The 18,325-nt window shown below is 32.8% G+C and carries 20 protein-coding genes and 1 riboswitch; of the genes, 14 read left to right on the forward strand and 6 right to left on the reverse strand.

Annotated features, from left to right (window positions below; genetic code table 11):
- The first annotated feature begins 126 nt into the window (after positions 1 to 126).
- From EQM05_RS03300 to arcD, 6 genes are all read left to right on the forward strand, one after another.
- Positions 127 to 1,392 (forward strand): ATP-binding protein, encoded by a 1,266-nt coding sequence (locus EQM05_RS03300; RefSeq protein ID WP_128748712.1) that lies wholly within the window; start codon positions 127 to 129, stop codon positions 1,390 to 1,392.
- A complete protein-coding gene (locus tag EQM05_RS03305; RefSeq protein ID WP_128748713.1) occupies positions 1,389 to 2,222 on the forward strand; it encodes a DNA-binding domain-containing protein in 834 nt (277 codons plus the stop codon). The genes EQM05_RS03300 and EQM05_RS03305 overlap by 4 nt, the downstream gene beginning before the upstream one ends.
- A gap of 124 nt (positions 2,223 to 2,346) precedes the next feature.
- A complete protein-coding gene (argF, locus tag EQM05_RS03310; protein WP_128748714.1) occupies positions 2,347 to 3,345 on the forward strand; it encodes an ornithine carbamoyltransferase in 999 nt (332 codons plus the stop codon).
- Between the two features lie 20 nt (positions 3,346 to 3,365).
- Complete coding sequence (gene arcC / locus EQM05_RS03315; RefSeq protein ID WP_128748715.1) at positions 3,366 to 4,316, forward strand: carbamate kinase; 951 nt, start codon at positions 3,366 to 3,368, stop codon at positions 4,314 to 4,316.
- Between the two features lie 28 nt (positions 4,317 to 4,344).
- On the forward strand, positions 4,345 to 5,739 hold the full coding sequence (locus tag EQM05_RS03320) for an amino acid permease (protein WP_128748716.1): 1,395 nt from the start codon (positions 4,345 to 4,347) through the stop codon (positions 5,737 to 5,739).
- A gap of 77 nt (positions 5,740 to 5,816) precedes the next feature.
- Positions 5,817 to 7,253, forward strand: coding sequence for an arginine-ornithine antiporter (arcD, locus tag EQM05_RS03325; protein WP_128748717.1), 1,437 nt, complete (start codon positions 5,817 to 5,819; stop codon positions 7,251 to 7,253).
- Between the two features lie 43 nt (positions 7,254 to 7,296).
- On the opposite strand, the gene EQM05_RS15660 is transcribed toward arcD, so the two are convergent.
- The gene (locus EQM05_RS15660; protein ID WP_164917180.1) at positions 7,297 to 7,464 is read right to left on the reverse strand and encodes a hypothetical protein; all 168 of its coding nucleotides are present in this window, start codon (positions 7,462 to 7,464) and stop codon (positions 7,297 to 7,299) included.
- Between the two features lie 10 nt (positions 7,465 to 7,474).
- Complete coding sequence (locus EQM05_RS03330; RefSeq protein WP_164917181.1) at positions 7,475 to 7,648, reverse strand: hypothetical protein; 174 nt, start codon at positions 7,646 to 7,648, stop codon at positions 7,475 to 7,477.
- 244 nt (positions 7,649 to 7,892) lie between these two features.
- Between EQM05_RS03330 and EQM05_RS03335 the strand changes: the two genes are divergently transcribed.
- Positions 7,893 to 8,387: a GNAT family N-acetyltransferase gene (locus EQM05_RS03335; RefSeq protein ID WP_128748718.1), complete on the forward strand. Its 495-nt coding sequence runs from the start codon at positions 7,893 to 7,895 to the stop codon at positions 8,385 to 8,387.
- A 28-nt stretch (positions 8,388 to 8,415) separates the two neighbouring features.
- Positions 8,416 to 9,012, forward strand: coding sequence for a sugar O-acetyltransferase (locus EQM05_RS03340; RefSeq protein WP_128748719.1), 597 nt, complete (start codon positions 8,416 to 8,418; stop codon positions 9,010 to 9,012).
- 66 nt (positions 9,013 to 9,078) lie between these two features.
- Here EQM05_RS03340 and EQM05_RS15945 read toward each other — a convergent pair whose 3' ends face one another.
- Together EQM05_RS15945 and EQM05_RS03350 are read right to left on the reverse strand one after the other, a co-directional pair.
- On the reverse strand, positions 9,079 to 9,525 hold the full coding sequence (locus EQM05_RS15945; RefSeq protein WP_205694162.1) for a hypothetical protein: 447 nt from the start codon (positions 9,523 to 9,525) through the stop codon (positions 9,079 to 9,081).
- A gap of 42 nt (positions 9,526 to 9,567) precedes the next feature.
- Positions 9,568 to 10,008, reverse strand: coding sequence for a cell wall hydrolase (locus tag EQM05_RS03350; RefSeq protein WP_128748720.1), 441 nt, complete (start codon positions 10,006 to 10,008; stop codon positions 9,568 to 9,570).
- A gap of 445 nt (positions 10,009 to 10,453) precedes the next feature.
- Between EQM05_RS03350 and serS the strand changes: the two genes are divergently transcribed.
- The 3 genes from serS to yidC all read left to right on the forward strand — a co-directional run bounded on the left by serS (position 10,454) and on the right by yidC (position 12,754).
- Positions 10,454 to 11,731 carry a serine--tRNA ligase gene (gene serS / locus EQM05_RS03355; protein ID WP_128748721.1) on the forward strand — a complete coding sequence of 426 codons (1,278 nt, stop codon included), beginning with the start codon at positions 10,454 to 10,456 and terminating at the stop codon, positions 11,729 to 11,731.
- Positions 11,732 to 11,833: 102 nt separating this feature from the next.
- Positions 11,834 to 12,079: a hypothetical protein gene (locus EQM05_RS03360; protein ID WP_128748722.1), complete on the forward strand. Its 246-nt coding sequence runs from the start codon at positions 11,834 to 11,836 to the stop codon at positions 12,077 to 12,079.
- Positions 12,080 to 12,106: 27 nt separating this feature from the next.
- Entirely contained in the window at positions 12,107 to 12,754 is a 648-nt protein-coding gene (yidC, locus tag EQM05_RS03365) for a membrane protein insertase YidC (protein ID WP_128748723.1), read from the forward strand.
- A 70-nt stretch (positions 12,755 to 12,824) separates the two neighbouring features.
- On the opposite strand, the gene EQM05_RS03370 is transcribed toward yidC, so the two are convergent.
- Both EQM05_RS03370 and EQM05_RS03375 read right to left on the reverse strand, forming a co-directional pair.
- On the reverse strand, positions 12,825 to 13,088 hold the full coding sequence (locus EQM05_RS03370; RefSeq protein WP_128748724.1) for a hypothetical protein: 264 nt from the start codon (positions 13,086 to 13,088) through the stop codon (positions 12,825 to 12,827).
- A gap of 83 nt (positions 13,089 to 13,171) precedes the next feature.
- Positions 13,172 to 14,428, reverse strand: coding sequence for a DNA polymerase IV (locus tag EQM05_RS03375; protein WP_128748725.1), 1,257 nt, complete (start codon positions 14,426 to 14,428; stop codon positions 13,172 to 13,174).
- A gap of 179 nt (positions 14,429 to 14,607) precedes the next feature.
- On the opposite strand from EQM05_RS03375, the gene EQM05_RS03380 reads away from it, so the two are divergent.
- The 3 genes from EQM05_RS03380 (at position 14,608) to EQM05_RS03390 (ending at position 18,323) form a co-directional block, all read left to right on the forward strand.
- On the forward strand, positions 14,608 to 16,341 hold the full coding sequence (locus EQM05_RS03380; protein WP_128748726.1) for an ABC transporter ATP-binding protein: 1,734 nt from the start codon (positions 14,608 to 14,610) through the stop codon (positions 16,339 to 16,341).
- A 74-nt stretch (positions 16,342 to 16,415) separates the two neighbouring features.
- Positions 16,416 to 16,517, forward strand: a riboswitch (purine riboswitch).
- Positions 16,518 to 16,609: 92 nt separating this feature from the next.
- Entirely contained in the window at positions 16,610 to 17,179 is a 570-nt protein-coding gene (locus EQM05_RS03385) for a xanthine phosphoribosyltransferase (protein ID WP_128748727.1), read from the forward strand.
- Between the two features lie 31 nt (positions 17,180 to 17,210).
- Positions 17,211 to 18,323, forward strand: a complete 1,113-nt coding sequence (locus tag EQM05_RS03390; RefSeq protein ID WP_128748728.1) for a BMP family ABC transporter substrate-binding protein — start codon at positions 17,211 to 17,213, stop codon at positions 18,321 to 18,323.
- The last annotated feature ends 2 nt before the right edge of the window (positions 18,324 to 18,325 follow it).

The following is an 18,325-nucleotide window of genomic DNA, read 5'->3' on the forward strand; positions in this document are numbered from 1 at the left end:
CTTTATTTTAAATAATGAGACTTATCTGCAGAGAAAATCTGCAGATAGGTCTTTTTATATTAAATATATATATGCTGGTACTTTTTCTTGATATAGTACCAATGTGAACAAAAGAAGGAATATGATATGAAAAAAGTAAGAACTATTTTTATTGTTGCTACATGCATTGCTCTTGCTTCGCAGGTAAGCATTAATTTATTTGCTAACGGTTTTATAGTAGCATTATCTGTAATTATTTTACCAGTTCTTTTATACTTTAATAGAGAGTTCAATCCTATAAAATTGACTTGTATAGTTGGAATAGTATCTCCTGTTTATAGAGGAATTATGCTGTATATCAGCAATACTGGTTTTAATCAGGTAGTAAATTTAGTTGCTACTGATATGTTATTTTATTTTATATATGGAATAATATATTATTTTTTATATTGGCAGAAAACAAATGCAAATCTGACTAATTTTTTTGCATCAATTTTCACATGTGATTTTCTTTCCAATGTTTTAGAGGTAAGCGTACTTCTAGATTTCAAAGATAAGTATTATATATTTCAGGATTTAGCAATTATTGCTTTTGTAAGAAGTACAATTGCAGTATGTGTAATAATGTTGTTTAAATACTATAGTTCTCTTCTCATAAGAGAGGAACATGAAGAGAGATATAGAAAGCTTATTTTTATTACTTCAAAGTTAAAAAGTGAAGTATATTTTATGAATAAAAATATAACAGGTATAGAAGAAGTTATGAAAAAAGCTTATTATCTTTATAAAGCACTATCTGACAATAATTATCCCGTTGAATTCAAAAATACATCTTTGGCAATAGCAAAAGATGTTCATGAGATTAAAAAGGATTATATAAGTGTCATAAGGGGATTGGAAGATACTTTTGATGAAAAAAATGACAATGTTAAAATGGATATTAAGGATATAACAATTATTATAGAAGCTGATGCAAAAGAATATATAAGAAGAAATAAGCTGGAGATATTCCTGGACTTTAAAATATATGATGATTTTATGGTAGAAAAACATTATTATCTGGTATCTGTACTGAGGAATCTAATTTACAATAGTATAGAGGCTATAGGAAAGAGAAAAAACGGTTATATAAGAGTTGTAATCAATAAAAGCAAAGATGATTATGTTTTCACAGTGTCAGACAATGGACAAGGCATAAAAAGTGAAAATATAGATTACATTTTTAATCCGGGGTTTACAACAAAATTTAATGAAGAAACCGGTGATATTTGCAGAGGCATTGGCCTTTCACATGTTAAGGGCATCATTAATGATGTGTTTTTGGGATCCATATCAGTTAATTCTCAAGAGGGAAAGGGAGCGGAGTTTATAATAAAAATAAATAAAGACAAACTAGAGGGTGATGCAAATTGAGATTTTATATTTTGGATGATGATATAAATATAGTAAAAATACTTACTATGATAATAGAAGGAGAAGATGATTCTTATGATGTGGTGGGCAGTTCCTGCGATGCTGAATCTGCCTTAGATGAAATACTTTTAATTAAGCCGGATATTGTACTTGTTGATTTACTTATGCCCGTAATAGATGGAAATACTTTGGTAAAGAAGATTAAGGACATAAAACCAGATATCTGCTTCATTATGATATCTCAGGTGCAGGATACTAAATTAAGATCAGATTCATATGAAGCGGGAATAGAATTTTTTATAAATAAGCCCATAAATAAGATTGAGGTAAAAAATGTTATTTCAAAGGTGGCTGAAAAGATAGAAATGAAAAATATGCTGTCTGATATAAAGAAAATGCTGAATACTTCGGATAAAAATGACGATGATAAAAATAGGGATGTAATTAAAATAAAACATGTTTTAGGGATGCTTGGAATGCTTGGCGAAAAGGGGACCAATGATATAATTAAAATATGTTCATATATGATAGATAACAATAAAAGTATAGATGAGTGTAATTTGAATGAGTTAGAGAGTTATTTAGGTGATAATCCTCAGATTGTAAAACAAAGAATAAGAAGAGCAATAAAGAATGGACTTACCAATATAGCTAATCTTGGTATTGAGGATTATGCTAATGACACTTTTAATATTTACGCAAATGTACTTTTTGATTTCTCCAGTGTAAAGGCCGAAATGGATTATATAAACGGTAAGAAGAAAGTGGGAGGAAAGGTTTCAATAAATAAATTTATTGAAGGCCTCATATTTACCTGTCAGGATAATTAGAATTAATATAAATTAAAAGTTCTTAAAATTATTTGGATTTTAAGAACTTTTTTTGATTTAAAATGATTTATTTTGAAACTGTAATTTTAAAATTAGGTATATTCAAAATACAGGAGGTAATAAAATGTACAATTTGAGGAACAGAAGTTTTTTAACTTTAATGGATTTTACACCAAAGGAGATAAACTATATGCTGGAGCTTGCAGCAAATCTAAAAAAAGCAAAATATGCTGGTACAGAGCAGCAGAAACTTAAAGGGAAAAATATTGTACTTTTATTTGAAAAGGATTCCACAAGAACAAGATGCTCTTTTGAAGTTGGTGCACTGGATCAGGGAGCTCATGTTACATATCTTGGACCAACAGGTTCACAGATGGGAAAGAAAGAGTCAATTGCTGATACAGCAAGGGTTTTAGGCAGAATGTACGATGGCATTGAGTATAGAGGATTTGACCAGTCAGTGGTTGAAGATCTTGCTAAATATTCTGGAGTACCAGTATGGAATGGCCTTACAACACAGGATCATCCAACACAAATATTAGCTGACTTTTTAACAATTCAGGAACATATTGATAAGCCATTAAATAAGATAGTATTTGCCTATTGCGGAGATGGAAGAAACAATATGGCTAATGCCCTTATGATTGGTGCATCAAAGATGGGAATGGACTTTAGAATAGTTTCTCCAAAGGAATTATTTCCAGATGAAAAATTAGTTGCAAAATGCAAAAAAGTTGCAGAGGAAACAGGTGCAAAGATTACAATAACTGAAAATGTTGCTGAAGGTGTAAAAAATACTGATGTTCTTTATACTGATGTATGGGTATCCATGGGAGAGGCTCCTGAAGTTTGGGAATCAAGGATAAAATTATTAAAGCCATATCAGGTTAATGATGAAATGATTAAATTAACATCAAATCCAAAGGTTATATTTGAACACTGTTTACCATCATTTCATGATTTAAACACAAAGATTGGCAGAGAAATACATGAAAAATTCGGTTTAACAGCTATGGAAGTAACAGATGAAGTATTTGAAGGAAAACATTCAGTAGTATTTGATGAAGCTGAAAACAGGATGCATACAATAAAAGCCGTAATGGTTGCCACACTTGGAAATTAAGCAGAAAGGGGAAATTAGATATGGCAAGAATAGTAGTAGCTCTTGGAGGAAATGCTCTTCAGGCTAATCCTAATGATAAATCAGCGGAATCACAGCTTAAAACATGCATTGAGACTTCAAGACCAATTGTTGATCTTATTGAAGATGGACATGAAGTTATAATAGCCCATGGAAATGGGCCCCAGATTGGTCAGATAGTTGGTGCATATGAGACAGCAGCTTCAGTAAATGGGAAAAATACAATTATGCCATTTCCTGAATGTGGTGCTATGAGTCAGGGCTATATAGGATATCAGCTGCAGCAGGCAATAAGAGAAGAAATTAAAAAAAGGGGAATAAATAAGGAAGTTGCTACTGTTATTACTCAGGTTGTAGTAGATGAGAATGACCCTGCATTTAAAAATCCAACTAAGCCTGTAGGATCATTTTTTACTGAAGAACAAGCTAAAAAGTTAATGTCAGAAAAAGGATATATTATGAAAGAGGATGCAAATAGGGGATGGAGAAGGGTAGTTCCATCACCTCTCCCTAAAACTGTAGTTGAGGAACCTATAATTAAGACACTGGTAAATGCCGGTCATGTGGTTATAACTGTAGGCGGAGGCGGAATTCCTGTAGTTGAAAAAGAAAATGGTAAGCTTGAAGGTGTTCCAGCAGTAATAGACAAGGATTTTGCTTCAGAAAAGATTGCAGAGTTAATGGATGCAGATACTTTAATCATTTTAACTGCAGTAGAGCAGGTAGCAATTAATTTTGGAAAGCCAAATCAAAAGAATATTTCCAAAATGACAGTGGATGATGTAAATAGATATATTGAGGAAGGCCATTTTGCGCCTGGCTCAATGCTCCCAAAAGTTAAAGCAGCTGTAAAGTTTGTTGAAACAAAACCAGATAGAAAAGCGGTGATAACATCACTTCAAAAGGCTAAAGAAGCTATAAAGGGTTTGGCAGGTACAACTATAACAAGGTAATATACTTTAATTAAATGGGGAAATGAAAATGGAATCAAATCAAAAGGATATAAAAGAAGTTCTCGGTAAATCAAAGGGTTTGGATCGTAGTCTTTCGAGCAGACATATTCAGATGTATACCATAGGTTCAACTATTGGGACAGGCATATTCCTAGCCTCTGGAAATGTATTGCATAAGGCAGGCCCGGGCGGTGCAGTTGTTGCGTACATAATTGCAGCTGTGATTATGTATTTAATGATGAGCTGTCTGGGGGAGCTTTCAGTGGCGATGCCGGTATCTGGCAATGTACAAGCCTATGCAACAGAATTTATCAGCGATGAAATGGGATTTACAGCAGGATGGATGAAATGGATAAGCTGTGCAGTTACTGTTACAGCACAAGTAGTTGCTTCATCTATTATAATGAAAAATATATTTCCCAATGTAGGTTCTACGTTTTGGATAGTTCTATTTGTAATATTATTAACAGCATTAAATATACTTCCATCTAAAAGCTATGGAGAGACAGAATTTTGGTTTGCAAGCATTAAAGTAATTGCAGTTATAATATTTGTAATTGCAGGCATAGGAATGATAACTGGTATTATAGGAGGGGAACCTATAGGATTTAACAATTTTGTTAATGATCATGGGGCATTTCCCAACGGTGTTAAGGCGGTATTAATATCCATGCCATCAGCAATATTTGCTTTTGGTGGTTCAGATCTTATTGCTACTGCTGCTGGAGAAAGCAAGAACCCCGGTATTGAAATGCCGAAGGCCATAAACGGATTTGTAATTAAGATAACATTGTGTTATTCGGTATGTATTTTCATTATTGGCTGTATACTTCCCTGGAGACAAGCTAATCTTCTTGGCAGCCCTTTTGCGTATATGTTTAAAAGCATAGGGATTAATTCTGCGGCACTATTGGTTAATATAATAGTTCTTACATCAGCACTATCTTCTGCCAATGGATTTCTTTATGCCAGCACAAGAACATTATGGTCACTTGCAAAGCATAAACAAGCTCCTCAGATATTGGGGAAAACAAATAGTAAAAAGGTACCCGTGTATTCACTTGCTATATCCATAGCATTTGCATTATTTGCAATAGTAACCAGTTTTATAGCAGCTGATACGGTTTATCTTTTTCTTATATCACTTCTTTCCTGTATTGATTTATTTGTTTATGTTGTGGACTGTATATGTGAGATGCGTTTTAGAAGACGTTATGTAAAAGAAGGCAATAAAGTGGAAGACTTAAAATACAAGACTCCGTTTTATCCAATAAGCCCAATTTTATCTATAATAGTTTGTGTGGGAATAGCTATGACCATGTTATTTGATCCCGGAGAGAGAATTGTAATTATTTCAGGAGTTCCTACAATTTTAGTATTATATTTTGGATATAAGATTTTTAATATTAGAAAATGTAAATAAAGAAGAGATTTGACTTATTTGCATAAGCCAAATCTCTTTTAAATATTTTGAATTAGATTAAAAGGAGGATTTTTCCCATGGAAAAAAGAGAAGAAGGTAAATTAGGACTTATACCATTAGTTGGATTAGTAATTGGCTCTATAATTGGGAGCGGAGCATTTTCCTTTCCAGGAGATATGGCTAAAAAAGCAAGCGCCGGAGCTATTATTATAGCATGGGTCATTACAGGAATTGGGATGCTGACACTTGGATTTGTATTCCAGAACTTATCTAATAGAAGACCGGATTTAAACTGCGGCATATATAGTTATGCTAAAGAAGGTTTCGGAGATTATACGGGATTTAATTGTGCATGGGGGCATTGGGTAAGCTCTGCATTAGGGAATGTTTCTTACTTAGTCATGCTTTTTTGCACACTAGGATATTTTATACCGGCATTTGGGGATGGTAATAATCTTGTTTCAATCATAGCCGCTTCTGTGGTGATATGGATTGTTAACGGTCTTATATTGAAAGGCGTTAAAACAGCTGCTTTTGTAAACGTTGTTACAACTATTGGGAAGCTTATACCAATAATTGTGTTTATAATAGTGTCAATAATTGTATTTAATGTAAACATATTTACAGCAGATTTCTGGGGTGGAATGAATACAAGCATTAGTGGAGTAGTACAGCAGGTAAGAAGCACAATGCTTATAACATTATGGGCATTTATCGGTATAGAAAGTGCAGTAGTACTTTCAGCAAGGGCTAAGGTAAGAAAGGATGTAGGAAAAGCTACCATAATTGGGTTACTGGGTGTGCTCATTATTTATGTTTTAATATCCTTATTAGCACTTGGTGCAATGAAACAAGCTCAATTAGCTAATTTAAAAAGTCCTTCTATGGCATATGCACTGGAACTTATGGTTGGTAAATGGGGTGCAGTTATTGTCAATGTGGGACTGGTAATATCTCTGTTAGGTGCATATCTTGGATGGACTTTAATATGTGCAGAATTGGCTTTCTCCGCATCAAAGGGCAAAGCATTTCCAAAGTTCTTTTTAAAGGAAAATGCAAATGGTTCACCAGAGAATTCTCTTTTGGTTACAAGTTTATTAATTCAATTTTTCTTAATATGTGCCTTTTTTTCAAAAAGTACATATCAGGTACTATATTCTATTGCAAGTTCAGCTGTATTAGTACCATATTTTTTCAGCGCCATGTATTGTCTTAAATTAGCTGTAACTAAGGAAACATATACTGCTGGAGAAGAAAATATTAGATTAAGAGATATGGCTATATCAGGTATATCTGTTATATATTCAATTTGGCTTATATATGCAGCAGGATTAAATTACCTGCTTCTTCTCACTATATTATTTTCAGCAGGAATAATAGTTTATCGTAAAGCTAAGAATGAGGCAAAATTAGTGGCTTTTACAAAGACAGAGAGGGTAGTGGCATCAATTATACTTATTCTTGGAGTTATAACATTGTATTTAATGATAACTGGTAAAATAACAGTAGTATAAGATTAAAATAATTGGCAGTCTCATTTGAGGCTGCCTGTTTAATTTAGCGATAGTGATGAAAACTGCCATAATTATGATAGTGTGGATAATTTCCATACATAAATGGATAAAATGGGTATAGATAATAACCATGATGATGTCTACGTCTAACTCTATAATCATCCTCTGGCAAATCATCTGTTTCATCATCAGCCCTATCATAAGGCTCCATGGTGTTTAGATCATCTTCTTCTATTATTGGCCGCTGCATCATGGGCTGTTGAGGCATTACGGGGGGCTGCTGATACATGGGCTGCTGGTACATAGGCTGCTGACACATAGGCTGCTGATGCATGGGTTGCTGCCACATAGGCTGTTGATACATCATGGGTTGTTGATACATCATGTAAGGACATGTCCCTTGCATATAGTGAGGGCACATTTGATATTTTTTACCGAAACTTTGTATATTGTCTTCCAATGGGAATCCTCCATTTAATATTACACAATAATAATATATTCCGACATAAAAAAAGTGTGAATAAAAACAGAGGCTAAATATTCTTAAATTAAATTTACAAATATTAAAGGAAAAGTAAATGCCTTGTGGAAAATAAGGAATAGAACCTAATTAATTAATTGATTTTACAAGGAGAAAAAATGATTAGAAAAGCAGATAGAAATGATTTAGAAAATATTTTAGAAATTTATAATGATGCCATATTGAATACAACAGCTGTATATGATTATAAACCCCATACTCTTGATGATATAACAAAATGGTATGATAAAAAGAATCAGGATGGATATCCATTATTAGTGATTGAGGAACATGGTAAAGCCGTTGCTTTTGCTACTTTTGGTGAATTTAGGGCATGGCCAGCCTATAAATATACAATTGAACATTCTGTATATGTTAATAAAAATTATAGAAAAAGAGGAATGGGAATGAAATTAATGAAAGAGATAATAAGGATTGCTCGTGAGAGAGGATATGTAACTCTTGTAGCAGGAATTGATGCTGAAAATGAGGCTAGTATAAAAATGCACCAGAAACTGGGATTTGAATTTTCAGGTATAATTAAAAAGGCTGGGTTTAAATTTGATAAATGGCTTGATCTGGCTTTTTATCAATTAGACTTAACAAAGCTTTAATTTTTAATTAAAAAGTGAGGTAAAAAATATGACTGATAAAGAAAAAATGATAGCAGGGAAGCCATATATGGATTCAGGTAAACAACTTGCAGGAGAACGTGAGCGTGCTAAGGAATTTATATTTGATTTTAATTCTTCACATCCAAAGGAATATGAAAAAAGAAATGATATAATCAGGAAGCTTTTTGGAAAAACAAAAGGCAGCTTTTATATTGAACCTCCATTTCGATGTGATTATGGATACAATATTTCCATAGGGGAAAATTTTTATTCAAATTACAATTGTATTATTTTAGACTGTGCAAAAGTTACTATTGGCGATAATGTATTTTTTGCACCAAATGTAGGCTTGTATACTGCAGGCCATCCTATTCATTATGAGATAAGAAATACCGGAATGGAATATGCATTTCCAATAACAATAGGAAACAATGTATGGCTTGGCGGCGGAGTAATTGTTACACCGGATATTACTATAGGAGACAATGTGGTAATAGGTGCAGGAAGTGTTGTTACAAAAGACATTCCAGCTAATGTTGTGGCTGCTGGAAACCCATGTAAAGTATTAAGAGAGATTACAGATGAGGATAAAAAGTATTATTTTAAAAGGCTTACTATAGAATAATTATAGGTGGATTATAAAGGATCAGGTAAGCTGTAAATTATCTGATCCTTTAAAGTAAGTACCATATTAATCAATAATATTAACAAATTTAACTGCATATAAATCGCCTAAAACTTTTACGTTGGTTGCAGTATCCCTTATAATAATATAACTAATACCCACAGCTTCTAATATACCATTTCTGTCCTGAGTCTGGTTAGTTCCAATTAAGAAGGTCACATTTACCCTTTTACCTATTTGAGTTTTTAAATACCCCTGAGTATATTGAGTGTCTAATTGAGTTGGGGAACCTGGTGCAACTTCAAAATTTTCTGGGGAAGGAGTAGTTGTAGGCGGCTTAGTACCTGCTGAAGGCATCTGTGGAGTTCCAGGCATCATTGGAGTGCCGGGAATAGGTGTACCAGGCATAATGGAACCAGGCATAATGTAACTGCCGGGCGGCATTAAACCTCCGGGCACTACTGGTGTTCTGTAAAATTGATTCATATAATTAAAATAACACTGAGGAAACATTCTTTACCTCCTGGTAATAAATAATTTGACAAAATGATTTTTTTAAGTCTGAAAATAAAGTGCTGTTGGATTATAAAAACAATGGTTTATAATTTTAACCTGAAAACTACCGGTACCGTTATAGGGGAACGTGTATGGACATGGAGCAAAGGGATTAAAGTACCATAAGGAATAGCCAATGGTATATAATCTATTGCCTGCTAATGCCCAATCAGCAATGTCATAGTGTATCTGCTCCGGGGGATTTGCCCATATTGTCTGAGGATTAGCAACACCTCCAAGAACTGAACGCATACAATCAAACTGCCCGTTTTGATAAATTACTTTTCTTATATCACCTTGACCAATGGTATGATATTCACCATCAGGAACTCTTACCCTGTTCATAATTACAGTGGCAACGCCCTTCATACCATTTTCGCCTTCACCACCGGCTTCGCATTTTATAAGCCTCGCCAGTAACTCTCTATTAGAGTAAGACATCCATAATCCACCTCATTAATTACTCATATTATTATTTTATTCACTTCAATATAAAATGTTACAATTTAATAAAATCTAGTCTTGTTTATAAAAGCTTATTCAAAAAATTAATTGTATATTTACTTGCAAATAGTTATAAATATATATATAATTAATAAATAATAACATATTGAAAACACAGTGATTATAAAAGCTGCGATTTATGAATTTCTTCAGAGAGCCGATGGTTGGTGAGAATCGGTGAAATGCTGAATCTTTCCACTTTTGGAGCTGTTGGTGATGAACCAGAAGGCTGGTATCCTTTATTTTACTATTGTCGAGAGGCTGATTTTTATTTTAAGTCAGCAATTTGGGTGGCAACGCGGATTACCTCCGTCCCAGTTATATATGGGACGGGGTTTTTTATTTTAAATACATATTATTCATATAAATTAGGAGGTAAAATATGTTAGATCTAAAATTTGTAAGAGAAAATCCTGAAATAGTAAAACAAAACATAAAAAATAAGTTTCAGGACAATAAGCTTGGATTAGTAGACGAAGTAATTGCTTTAGATGCTGATTTAAGAAATGTAAGGCAGGAGGCAGATGCTTTAAGAGCTGGAAGAAATAAAATTTCAAAGCAGATTGGCGGATTAATGGCTCAGGGTAAAAGGGAAGAAGCAAAGGAAATGAAGAAAAAGGTTACTGCTGATTCAGACCATTTATCTGAGCTGGAAGTAAAAGAAAATGATTTACAAGAAAAAATTAAAAAAATTATGATGGTTATTCCAAACATAATAGATCCAAGTGTTCCTATAGGTAAGGATGACAGCGAAAATGTAGAACTTCAGCGTTTTGGAGAACCCGTTGTACCTGATTTTGAAATTCCATATCATACTGAAATAATGGAAAGATTTAATGGCATAGATTTAGATAGTGCCAGAAAGGTTGCAGGTAATGGCTTTTATTATCTTATGGGTGATATAGCAAGACTTCAGTCAGCAGTGATTTCCTATGCCAGAGATTTTATGATAGATAGAGGCTTTACATATTGTATTCCGCCTTTTATGATTAGAAGTGATGTTGTAACTGGTGTTATGAGCTTTGCAGAAATGGATGCCATGATGTATAAAATTGAAGGTGAAGATTTATATCTTATTGGAACCAGTGAACACTCAATGATTGGTAAATTTATTGATACAATACTGCCTGAGGAAAGTTTACCTCAAACATTTACCAGTTATTCTCCCTGCTTTAGAAAGGAAAAGGGAGCTCATGGTATAGAAGAAAGAGGAGTGTATCGTATTCATCAATTTGAAAAGCAGGAGATGATCGTTGTATGTAAACCAGAGGATAGTATGATGTGGTATGACAAACTGTGGAAAAACACTGTAGATTTATTCCGCTCATTAGATATACCTGTTAGAACTTTGGAGTGCTGCTCAGGCGACCTTGCAGATCTTAAGGTAAAATCACTGGATGTAGAAGCATGGTCTCCCAGACAGAAAAAATACTTTGAAGTTGGAAGCTGCTCTAACTTAGGTGATGCACAGGCACGACGTTTAAAAATCCGTGTAAACGGCGAAAAAGGAAAATACTATGCACATACATTAAATAACACTGTTGTGGCACCTCCAAGAATGCTTATAGCTTTCTTAGAGAATAATTTAAATAAGGATGGCTCTGTAAATATTCCAAAAGCACTGCAGCCATATATGGGCGGTAAAACATTAATTAAATAATTAAAAAAACCAGGTTTTATGCCTGGTTTTTATTTATATATTATTGACAAATAAATTTATAATGCTATGATTATTGAAAATAGTATATGAGGAGGGTGTAAGTTGAATTCCAATACTATAAATTTAATTCAGATAATGCTGCTTATAATATGTTTCATTGGTATATTCTCTTATACTGTGTGCTCATATGAAAACATAAAGCATAAAGTTCAGGTAAATATCACAAAAGATATTTTAATTTTATGGTTTCAGTGTATAAAGAAAATACTGCCGGAAGATTATATTGCTTTCGAAAAGTATGGTATATGGAGATATATAGAACACTCTGAAATAGAAATGATGTTTTAAGCTAAAATTATTTTAGGGAGGATAAAAATGAACATCATTTTTAATTTATTAAATAATTTATTAAATTTATTTTTTAGTTTCACAGGAGACTGGGGACTGGCCATAGTTTTACTTACTGTTGGAGTGAGAATAATACTTTCACCAATGTCTTTTAAACAAAAGAAATCCATGCAGCAGCAGCAAAAACTTAATATAAAAATGCAGAAGATTAAGGAAAAATATAAAAATAATGAAAATAAACTTCGGGAGGAAATGAATAAACAATCTGCTGAAAATGCCAAAAGTATGCTTGGATGTCTTGTAACTTTACTTCAGCTTCCAGTGCTTTTCATTTTATGGAATGTAATTAATAAAATACCTGTGAATGTGGGAACGTACCTTATACCATGGGTATCAAGCATAAAGGTATCTGACAGCTACTTTATAGTTCCTCTTATATATATGCTTGTATCCTTAACCCCAAGTCTGCTTTCATATGTTACTTTTTTAAAAATTGAAGGACAGGCATCAATGAGTAAAAGAAATATTATAATAATGGCTTTAATGGGATTGTTTTTTGCTAAAGCAGTTCCAATTGCTGTTGGTATATATTTAATAACCACAAGTGCATTTAGTTTTTTTGAAGAGCTTGCTTTTAGAATATATATAAGAAAAGTTAAAACAGTTCCTCAATAAATTATAATAAAAAGTTCTGCTGATTCAAATGAGTTAGCAGGCTTTTTTATTGAAAATAATGATGGTACATTTACATTTTAAACAGTATCCATTTACATGTATTTATTTCATATTTAAGCTCGTAAATTTTTTCAGTATCATCTACTATGCTCTGGCATCTAAATAACAGCATATTATTACCAGCCAGTTTTTCTTTATCCTTTTGAAGTACCTTATGAACCTTTATTACCACAAAGCTTTCATCATCTGCTTTTATTCTAAACCTTAAAGGGTGAGGCACACCATTTTCCTCAAACCAGCATATCATCTGCACAGGTTTAGCTATAACTTTCATAGTAAATACAACCCCCTTTATTTAAAGATTAAAGATTAAATAACAACATTATTTATTCTTTGTTCTTTAATCTTTGTTATTTATTATAAAGTGCTTCCCATCATAGGAAAATCATTTTCATTAGTACCACCGGTTAATGGTTTTAATCCTGATTGCAAAAATGTGCATCTGTAAATAGATTTGGATCCAAATCTTAATCTAATACTGTCTATGGTCTTATCTATAGTTCTGTTTTTATCCATATTTTTTTCGTCAAATAATGTAATTTGGTAAAATTCATTAGTACAAAGCTCTGAAACCTGAACCCCAATATGCCTTAAAGGTTCATTCTGCCAGAGCTCATCAAATAGTTTGTATGCTTCTTCTGCAATTTTCATTGTAGAATCCGTGTAATAGTGCAGTTTTTTTTGCCTGCCATAGCCATAGAAATCGCTGGTCCTAAAGCTAATGGAAACTAAACTGCAAAAGTTTTTGGAATCTCTTAACCTCATTCCTATAGTCTCACAAAGAGATAAAATTACTTTATGAGCTTCTTCTCTATTTTCAATATTAAAGGGTATAGTGGTGGAGTTTCCAATGCCCTTAATGCTTATGTGATTGGATGTCCTAACCGGAGAATTTTCAATTCCATTTGCATAATTCCAAATAACAGCTCCATGACTTTTCAGCTGAGATTTTAATATATCTAAATTGTAATTTGCTAAGTCTCCTATTGTAAATATATTAAGCCTGTTAAGTTTGGGAACGGTAGCCCTGCCTACCATAAAAAGGTCACCAACATCCAGAGGCCACATTTTCTCCTTTATTTCAGATGGAAACAGTGATGTAACAGCATCAGGCTTTTTTATATCAGAAGCCACTTTGGCTAGTAATTTATTGCAGGATACCCCAATGGAAACAGTAAATCCAAGCTCTGTTTTAATTCTATCTTTAATTTCATTTGCAAGAGCCATGTAATCTGGATAAAGATTTTCCATGCCGGTAAAATCCAGAAAACATTCATCTACGGAAAAACGCTGTATGCATGGAGTATACTCCTTTAATAAGTTCATCATTGCATTGCTGCATCTTACGAATAAATCATAGCATGGTGAAACTATAAACAGCTGCGGGCACTTTTCAAGTGCAGAATATAATGGCTCTCCTGTTTGAATTTTATATTTTTTTGCAGGAATAGATTTTGCTAAAATAATGCCATGCCTGTTTTTAGGATCTCCAGCCACTACTGAAGGAATTTCCCTAATATCCATGGTGGATCCATGCTGTATTCTATCCACTGCTGTCCATGATAAATATGCAGAGTTTACGTCAACATGAAATATCAGTCTATTACTGCCCATACAAATTACTTCTTTCTATATAATTCTATATGTAAGTATTATATGTTAATTATAACGAACTTATGTTCCCATGTAAAGAGAAAAATTGAAAATTAATTTATCCTTGACAAAATATATATAATAACAATAAAATTTTACTTATATACTTAGAAATTTTTATAAAGAATAGGGGGGCAATAATGAATACTATAAGGAAATTTATAAGTTATTATAAACCTTATAAGGGAATGTTTTTTATGGATATGTTCTGTGCATTTGTTTTATCTGTAATAGACCTGGTTTTCCCTATGATTGTAAGGTTTTTGCTGGATGATGTATATACACAGGATGAAGCAAAGATAATTAAATATGTAGCTATAATAGGATCGGCACTTTTTATTATGTATATATTAAGATATTTCTGTCAGTACTATATAACCTCAAAGGGGCATATTATGGGGGCCAGAATGGAATCCGATATGAGAAGCGACATTTTTAATCATCTTCAAAGATTATCATTTTCTTATTATGACAATACTAACACAGGAAAACTAATGTCAAGGATTGTAACAGATCTTTTTGACATATCTGAGCTTGCTCACCATGGACCTGAAGATTTATTTATATCGCTTTTAAAAATAATAGGATCCTTTGCAATACTTATGAGTATTAATGTTAAAATAACAGCTATATTATTTTTCATAACTTTATTTATGATATACTTTTCATATTTTTATAATAAAAAAATGAAAGCTATTTTTGCTAAAAACAGAGAGAAAATTGCTAATGTAAATGCGCAGATTCAGGATAGTCTTTCTGGTATAAGAGTTGTAAAATCATTTTCTAATGAAAATATGGAAAGTAAAAAGTTTCAGATTGGAAATAATGAATTTTTGGAGACTAAAGAGGACAGCTATACCATTATGGGCAGATTCTACAGCATGAATGGATTCTTCCAGGGAATACTATATCTTTCTGTGGTACTGTTTGGAGGGATATTTATAAGCCAGGATAAGTTAAATGTGAATGATTTAGTAGTATACATTTTATATATAAATATATTTTTAAATCCTATAGATAAGCTTGTGAATTTTACGGAACAATATCAAAGAGGAATAACAGGCTTTGAAAGATTCCTTGAAGTTATAAATACTCATCCGGACATTGTGGATAGCAAGGATGCCATAGAGCTTAAGAATGTAAAAGGTGAAATAAAGTTTGAAAATGTATCTTTCAGCTATGACAATAGAAACACAATACTTGATAATATAAATGTAAAAATAGAACCTGGGAAAACCCTTGCCATTGTGGGGCCTTCCGGTGGAGGTAAAACTACATTCTGCAGTGTTATTCCAAGATTTTATGAAGTTGATAAAGGGTCAGTAAGCATAGATAATATTAATATAAAAAATATTAAAATTAAATCCTTAAGAGATAATATAGGAATTGTCCAGCAGGATGTTTATATGTTTGCAGGAACTATAAAAGATAATATTTCTTATGGAAAACCAAATGCCACAGATGAAGAAATAATTGAAGCAGCTAAAATGGCAAATGCTCATGAGTTTATTATGGGACTTGAAAATGGGTATAATACCTATGTAGGAGAAAGAGGAGTAAAGCTTTCAGGAGGACAAAAGCAGAGAATATCAATTTCCAGAGTATTTTTAAAGAATCCTCCTATTCTAATATTAGACGAAGCTACATCTGCTCTTGATAATGAGAGTGAAAGACTTATACAAAAATCACTAAATCTTCTTTCAAAAGACAGGACTACCATTATCATAGCACATAGATTAAGTACTATCAGAAATGCAGATAATATATTAGTTCTCACAGAAGAAGGAATTAAAGAAAAGGGAACCCATGAGGAACTAATAAATAAAAATGGGATATACGCCAGACTTTATAATATGCAGTTTGAAATGTTTTAGTCAAAATAGCTTGATTTTTGTCTAAAATTAAGTTATTATAAAGATACAATGAATTAACGAATTATAGAACAATAAAAATGAATAATGTTCGTACTCATATATGCTTGATAATGTGGTTCAAGTGTTTCTACCAGGCAGCCGTAAATTGCTGGGCTATGGGTGTTTAATACTATAACATGTAAGATAGTTATATACCTTTTTAAACTCCCGAAAATGGGGGTTTTTTTATTTTATATAAATATTAAACATATTGTGTAGGGGGATAAAAATGAAATTACTTGAAGAACGTATTATAAAAGATGGAAAAGTCATAGGCAATGAAATTTTAAAGGTGGATAGCTTTTTAAACCATCAGCTTGATGTGAATTTATTTAATGAAATAGGTAAAGAGTTTAAAAATAAATTTAAAAATAAGGAAGTAACTAAAATACTAACCATTGAGACATCTGGCATAGGTATTGCATGCATAACAGCCCAATATTTTAATGTACCGGTTGTGTTTGCCAAGAAGCATGCAGGAGTCAATATGGACACTGATAATTATGAATCAAAGGTTTTTTCATTTACTAAGGGAAAAGAATACAGCATTAAGGTATCAAAGAAATTCTTAAATCCAGGTGACAAAGTATTAATAATTGATGATTTTTTAGCCAGCGGCAGTGCAGTATTAGGACTTATGGACTTAATAGAACAGGCCAAGGCAGAAACTGCTGGTGTTGGAATAGTAATAGAAAAAAGTTTTCAAAATGGAAGAAAAGCTGTAGAAAAAAGGGGAGCTCATGTAGAGTCCATGGCTATAATTGAATCCATGAATAATGGGAAAATAATTTTCAAATAATAATAAATAAAAAATAAGGAGGATTTTATTAATGAAAAAAATACTTAGTTTGGCTGTAGCACTGATAATGCTGGTAGGAATTGTATTCACAGGATGTTCCAGCAATACAGGAGATACAGCTAAAAAAGCTGCAGGCACTGGAAAGAAAAATATAAAGGTAGGTTTTCTATATGTTGGACCTATAGGTGATGGCGGTTATACATATGCACATGATCAGGGAAGAAAATACTTAGAAAAGCAGCTTGGAGTTCCTACTGTTTACAAGGAATCAGTTAAAGAAGATTCAGCAGAAGTTCAAAAAGCAGCTGAGGATATGATAAATCAAGGATGTAATGTAATTTTCGGAACAAGTTTCGGCTTTATGGATGGAATGGCAGCTGAAGCTAAGAAACACCCAGAAGTTACATTTATGCACTGCTCAGGATATAAAACAGCAGATAACTTAGGAACATATTATGGCAGAATGTATCAGGTAAGATATTTAACAGGTATAATTGCAGGCATGAAAACCAAGACAAATAAAATAGGTTATGTAGGAGCTTTCCCGATTCCAGAAGTAATAAGGGATATTAATGCTTTTACATTAGGAGTTCAGTCAGTTAACAAAGACGCAGCAGTAAAAGTTGTGTGGACAAATACATGGTATGATCCAGCTAAGGAAAAGGAAGCAGCTAAGGCTTTACTTGCTCAGGGAGCAGATATAATTTCACAGCACCAGGATACAGCAGGGCCTCAGCAGGCAGCAGAAGAAGCAGGAGCTTTTTCTATTGGATATGACACAGATATGAAAGATAAAGCACCTAAAGCTGTTATGACATCAGCAGTTTGGAACTGGGGACCTTACTATGTAAAAACAATAAAAGCAATTCAGGACGGAACATGGAAAAGTGATCAGTATTTTGGCACAATTAATGATGGTATAGTTCAGCTTACACCTCTTACATCAAATGCACCTGCAGGTGCTCAGGCAGCTGTTGACAAGGCTAAGGCAGATATAGAAAGCGGAAAGAATAAAATATTTGCAGGACCTTTAAAGGATCAGACAGGAGCTGTAAAAGTTCCAGATGGAAAAGTTATGACAGATAAGGAATTATTAAACTTTGACTGGTTCGTTCAAGGTGTAGAGGGCAAAATAAGCAAATAAAG

The organism is Clostridium sp. JN-9 (assembly GCF_004103695.1).
GTDB lineage: Bacteria > Bacillota > Clostridia > Clostridiales > Clostridiaceae > JN-9.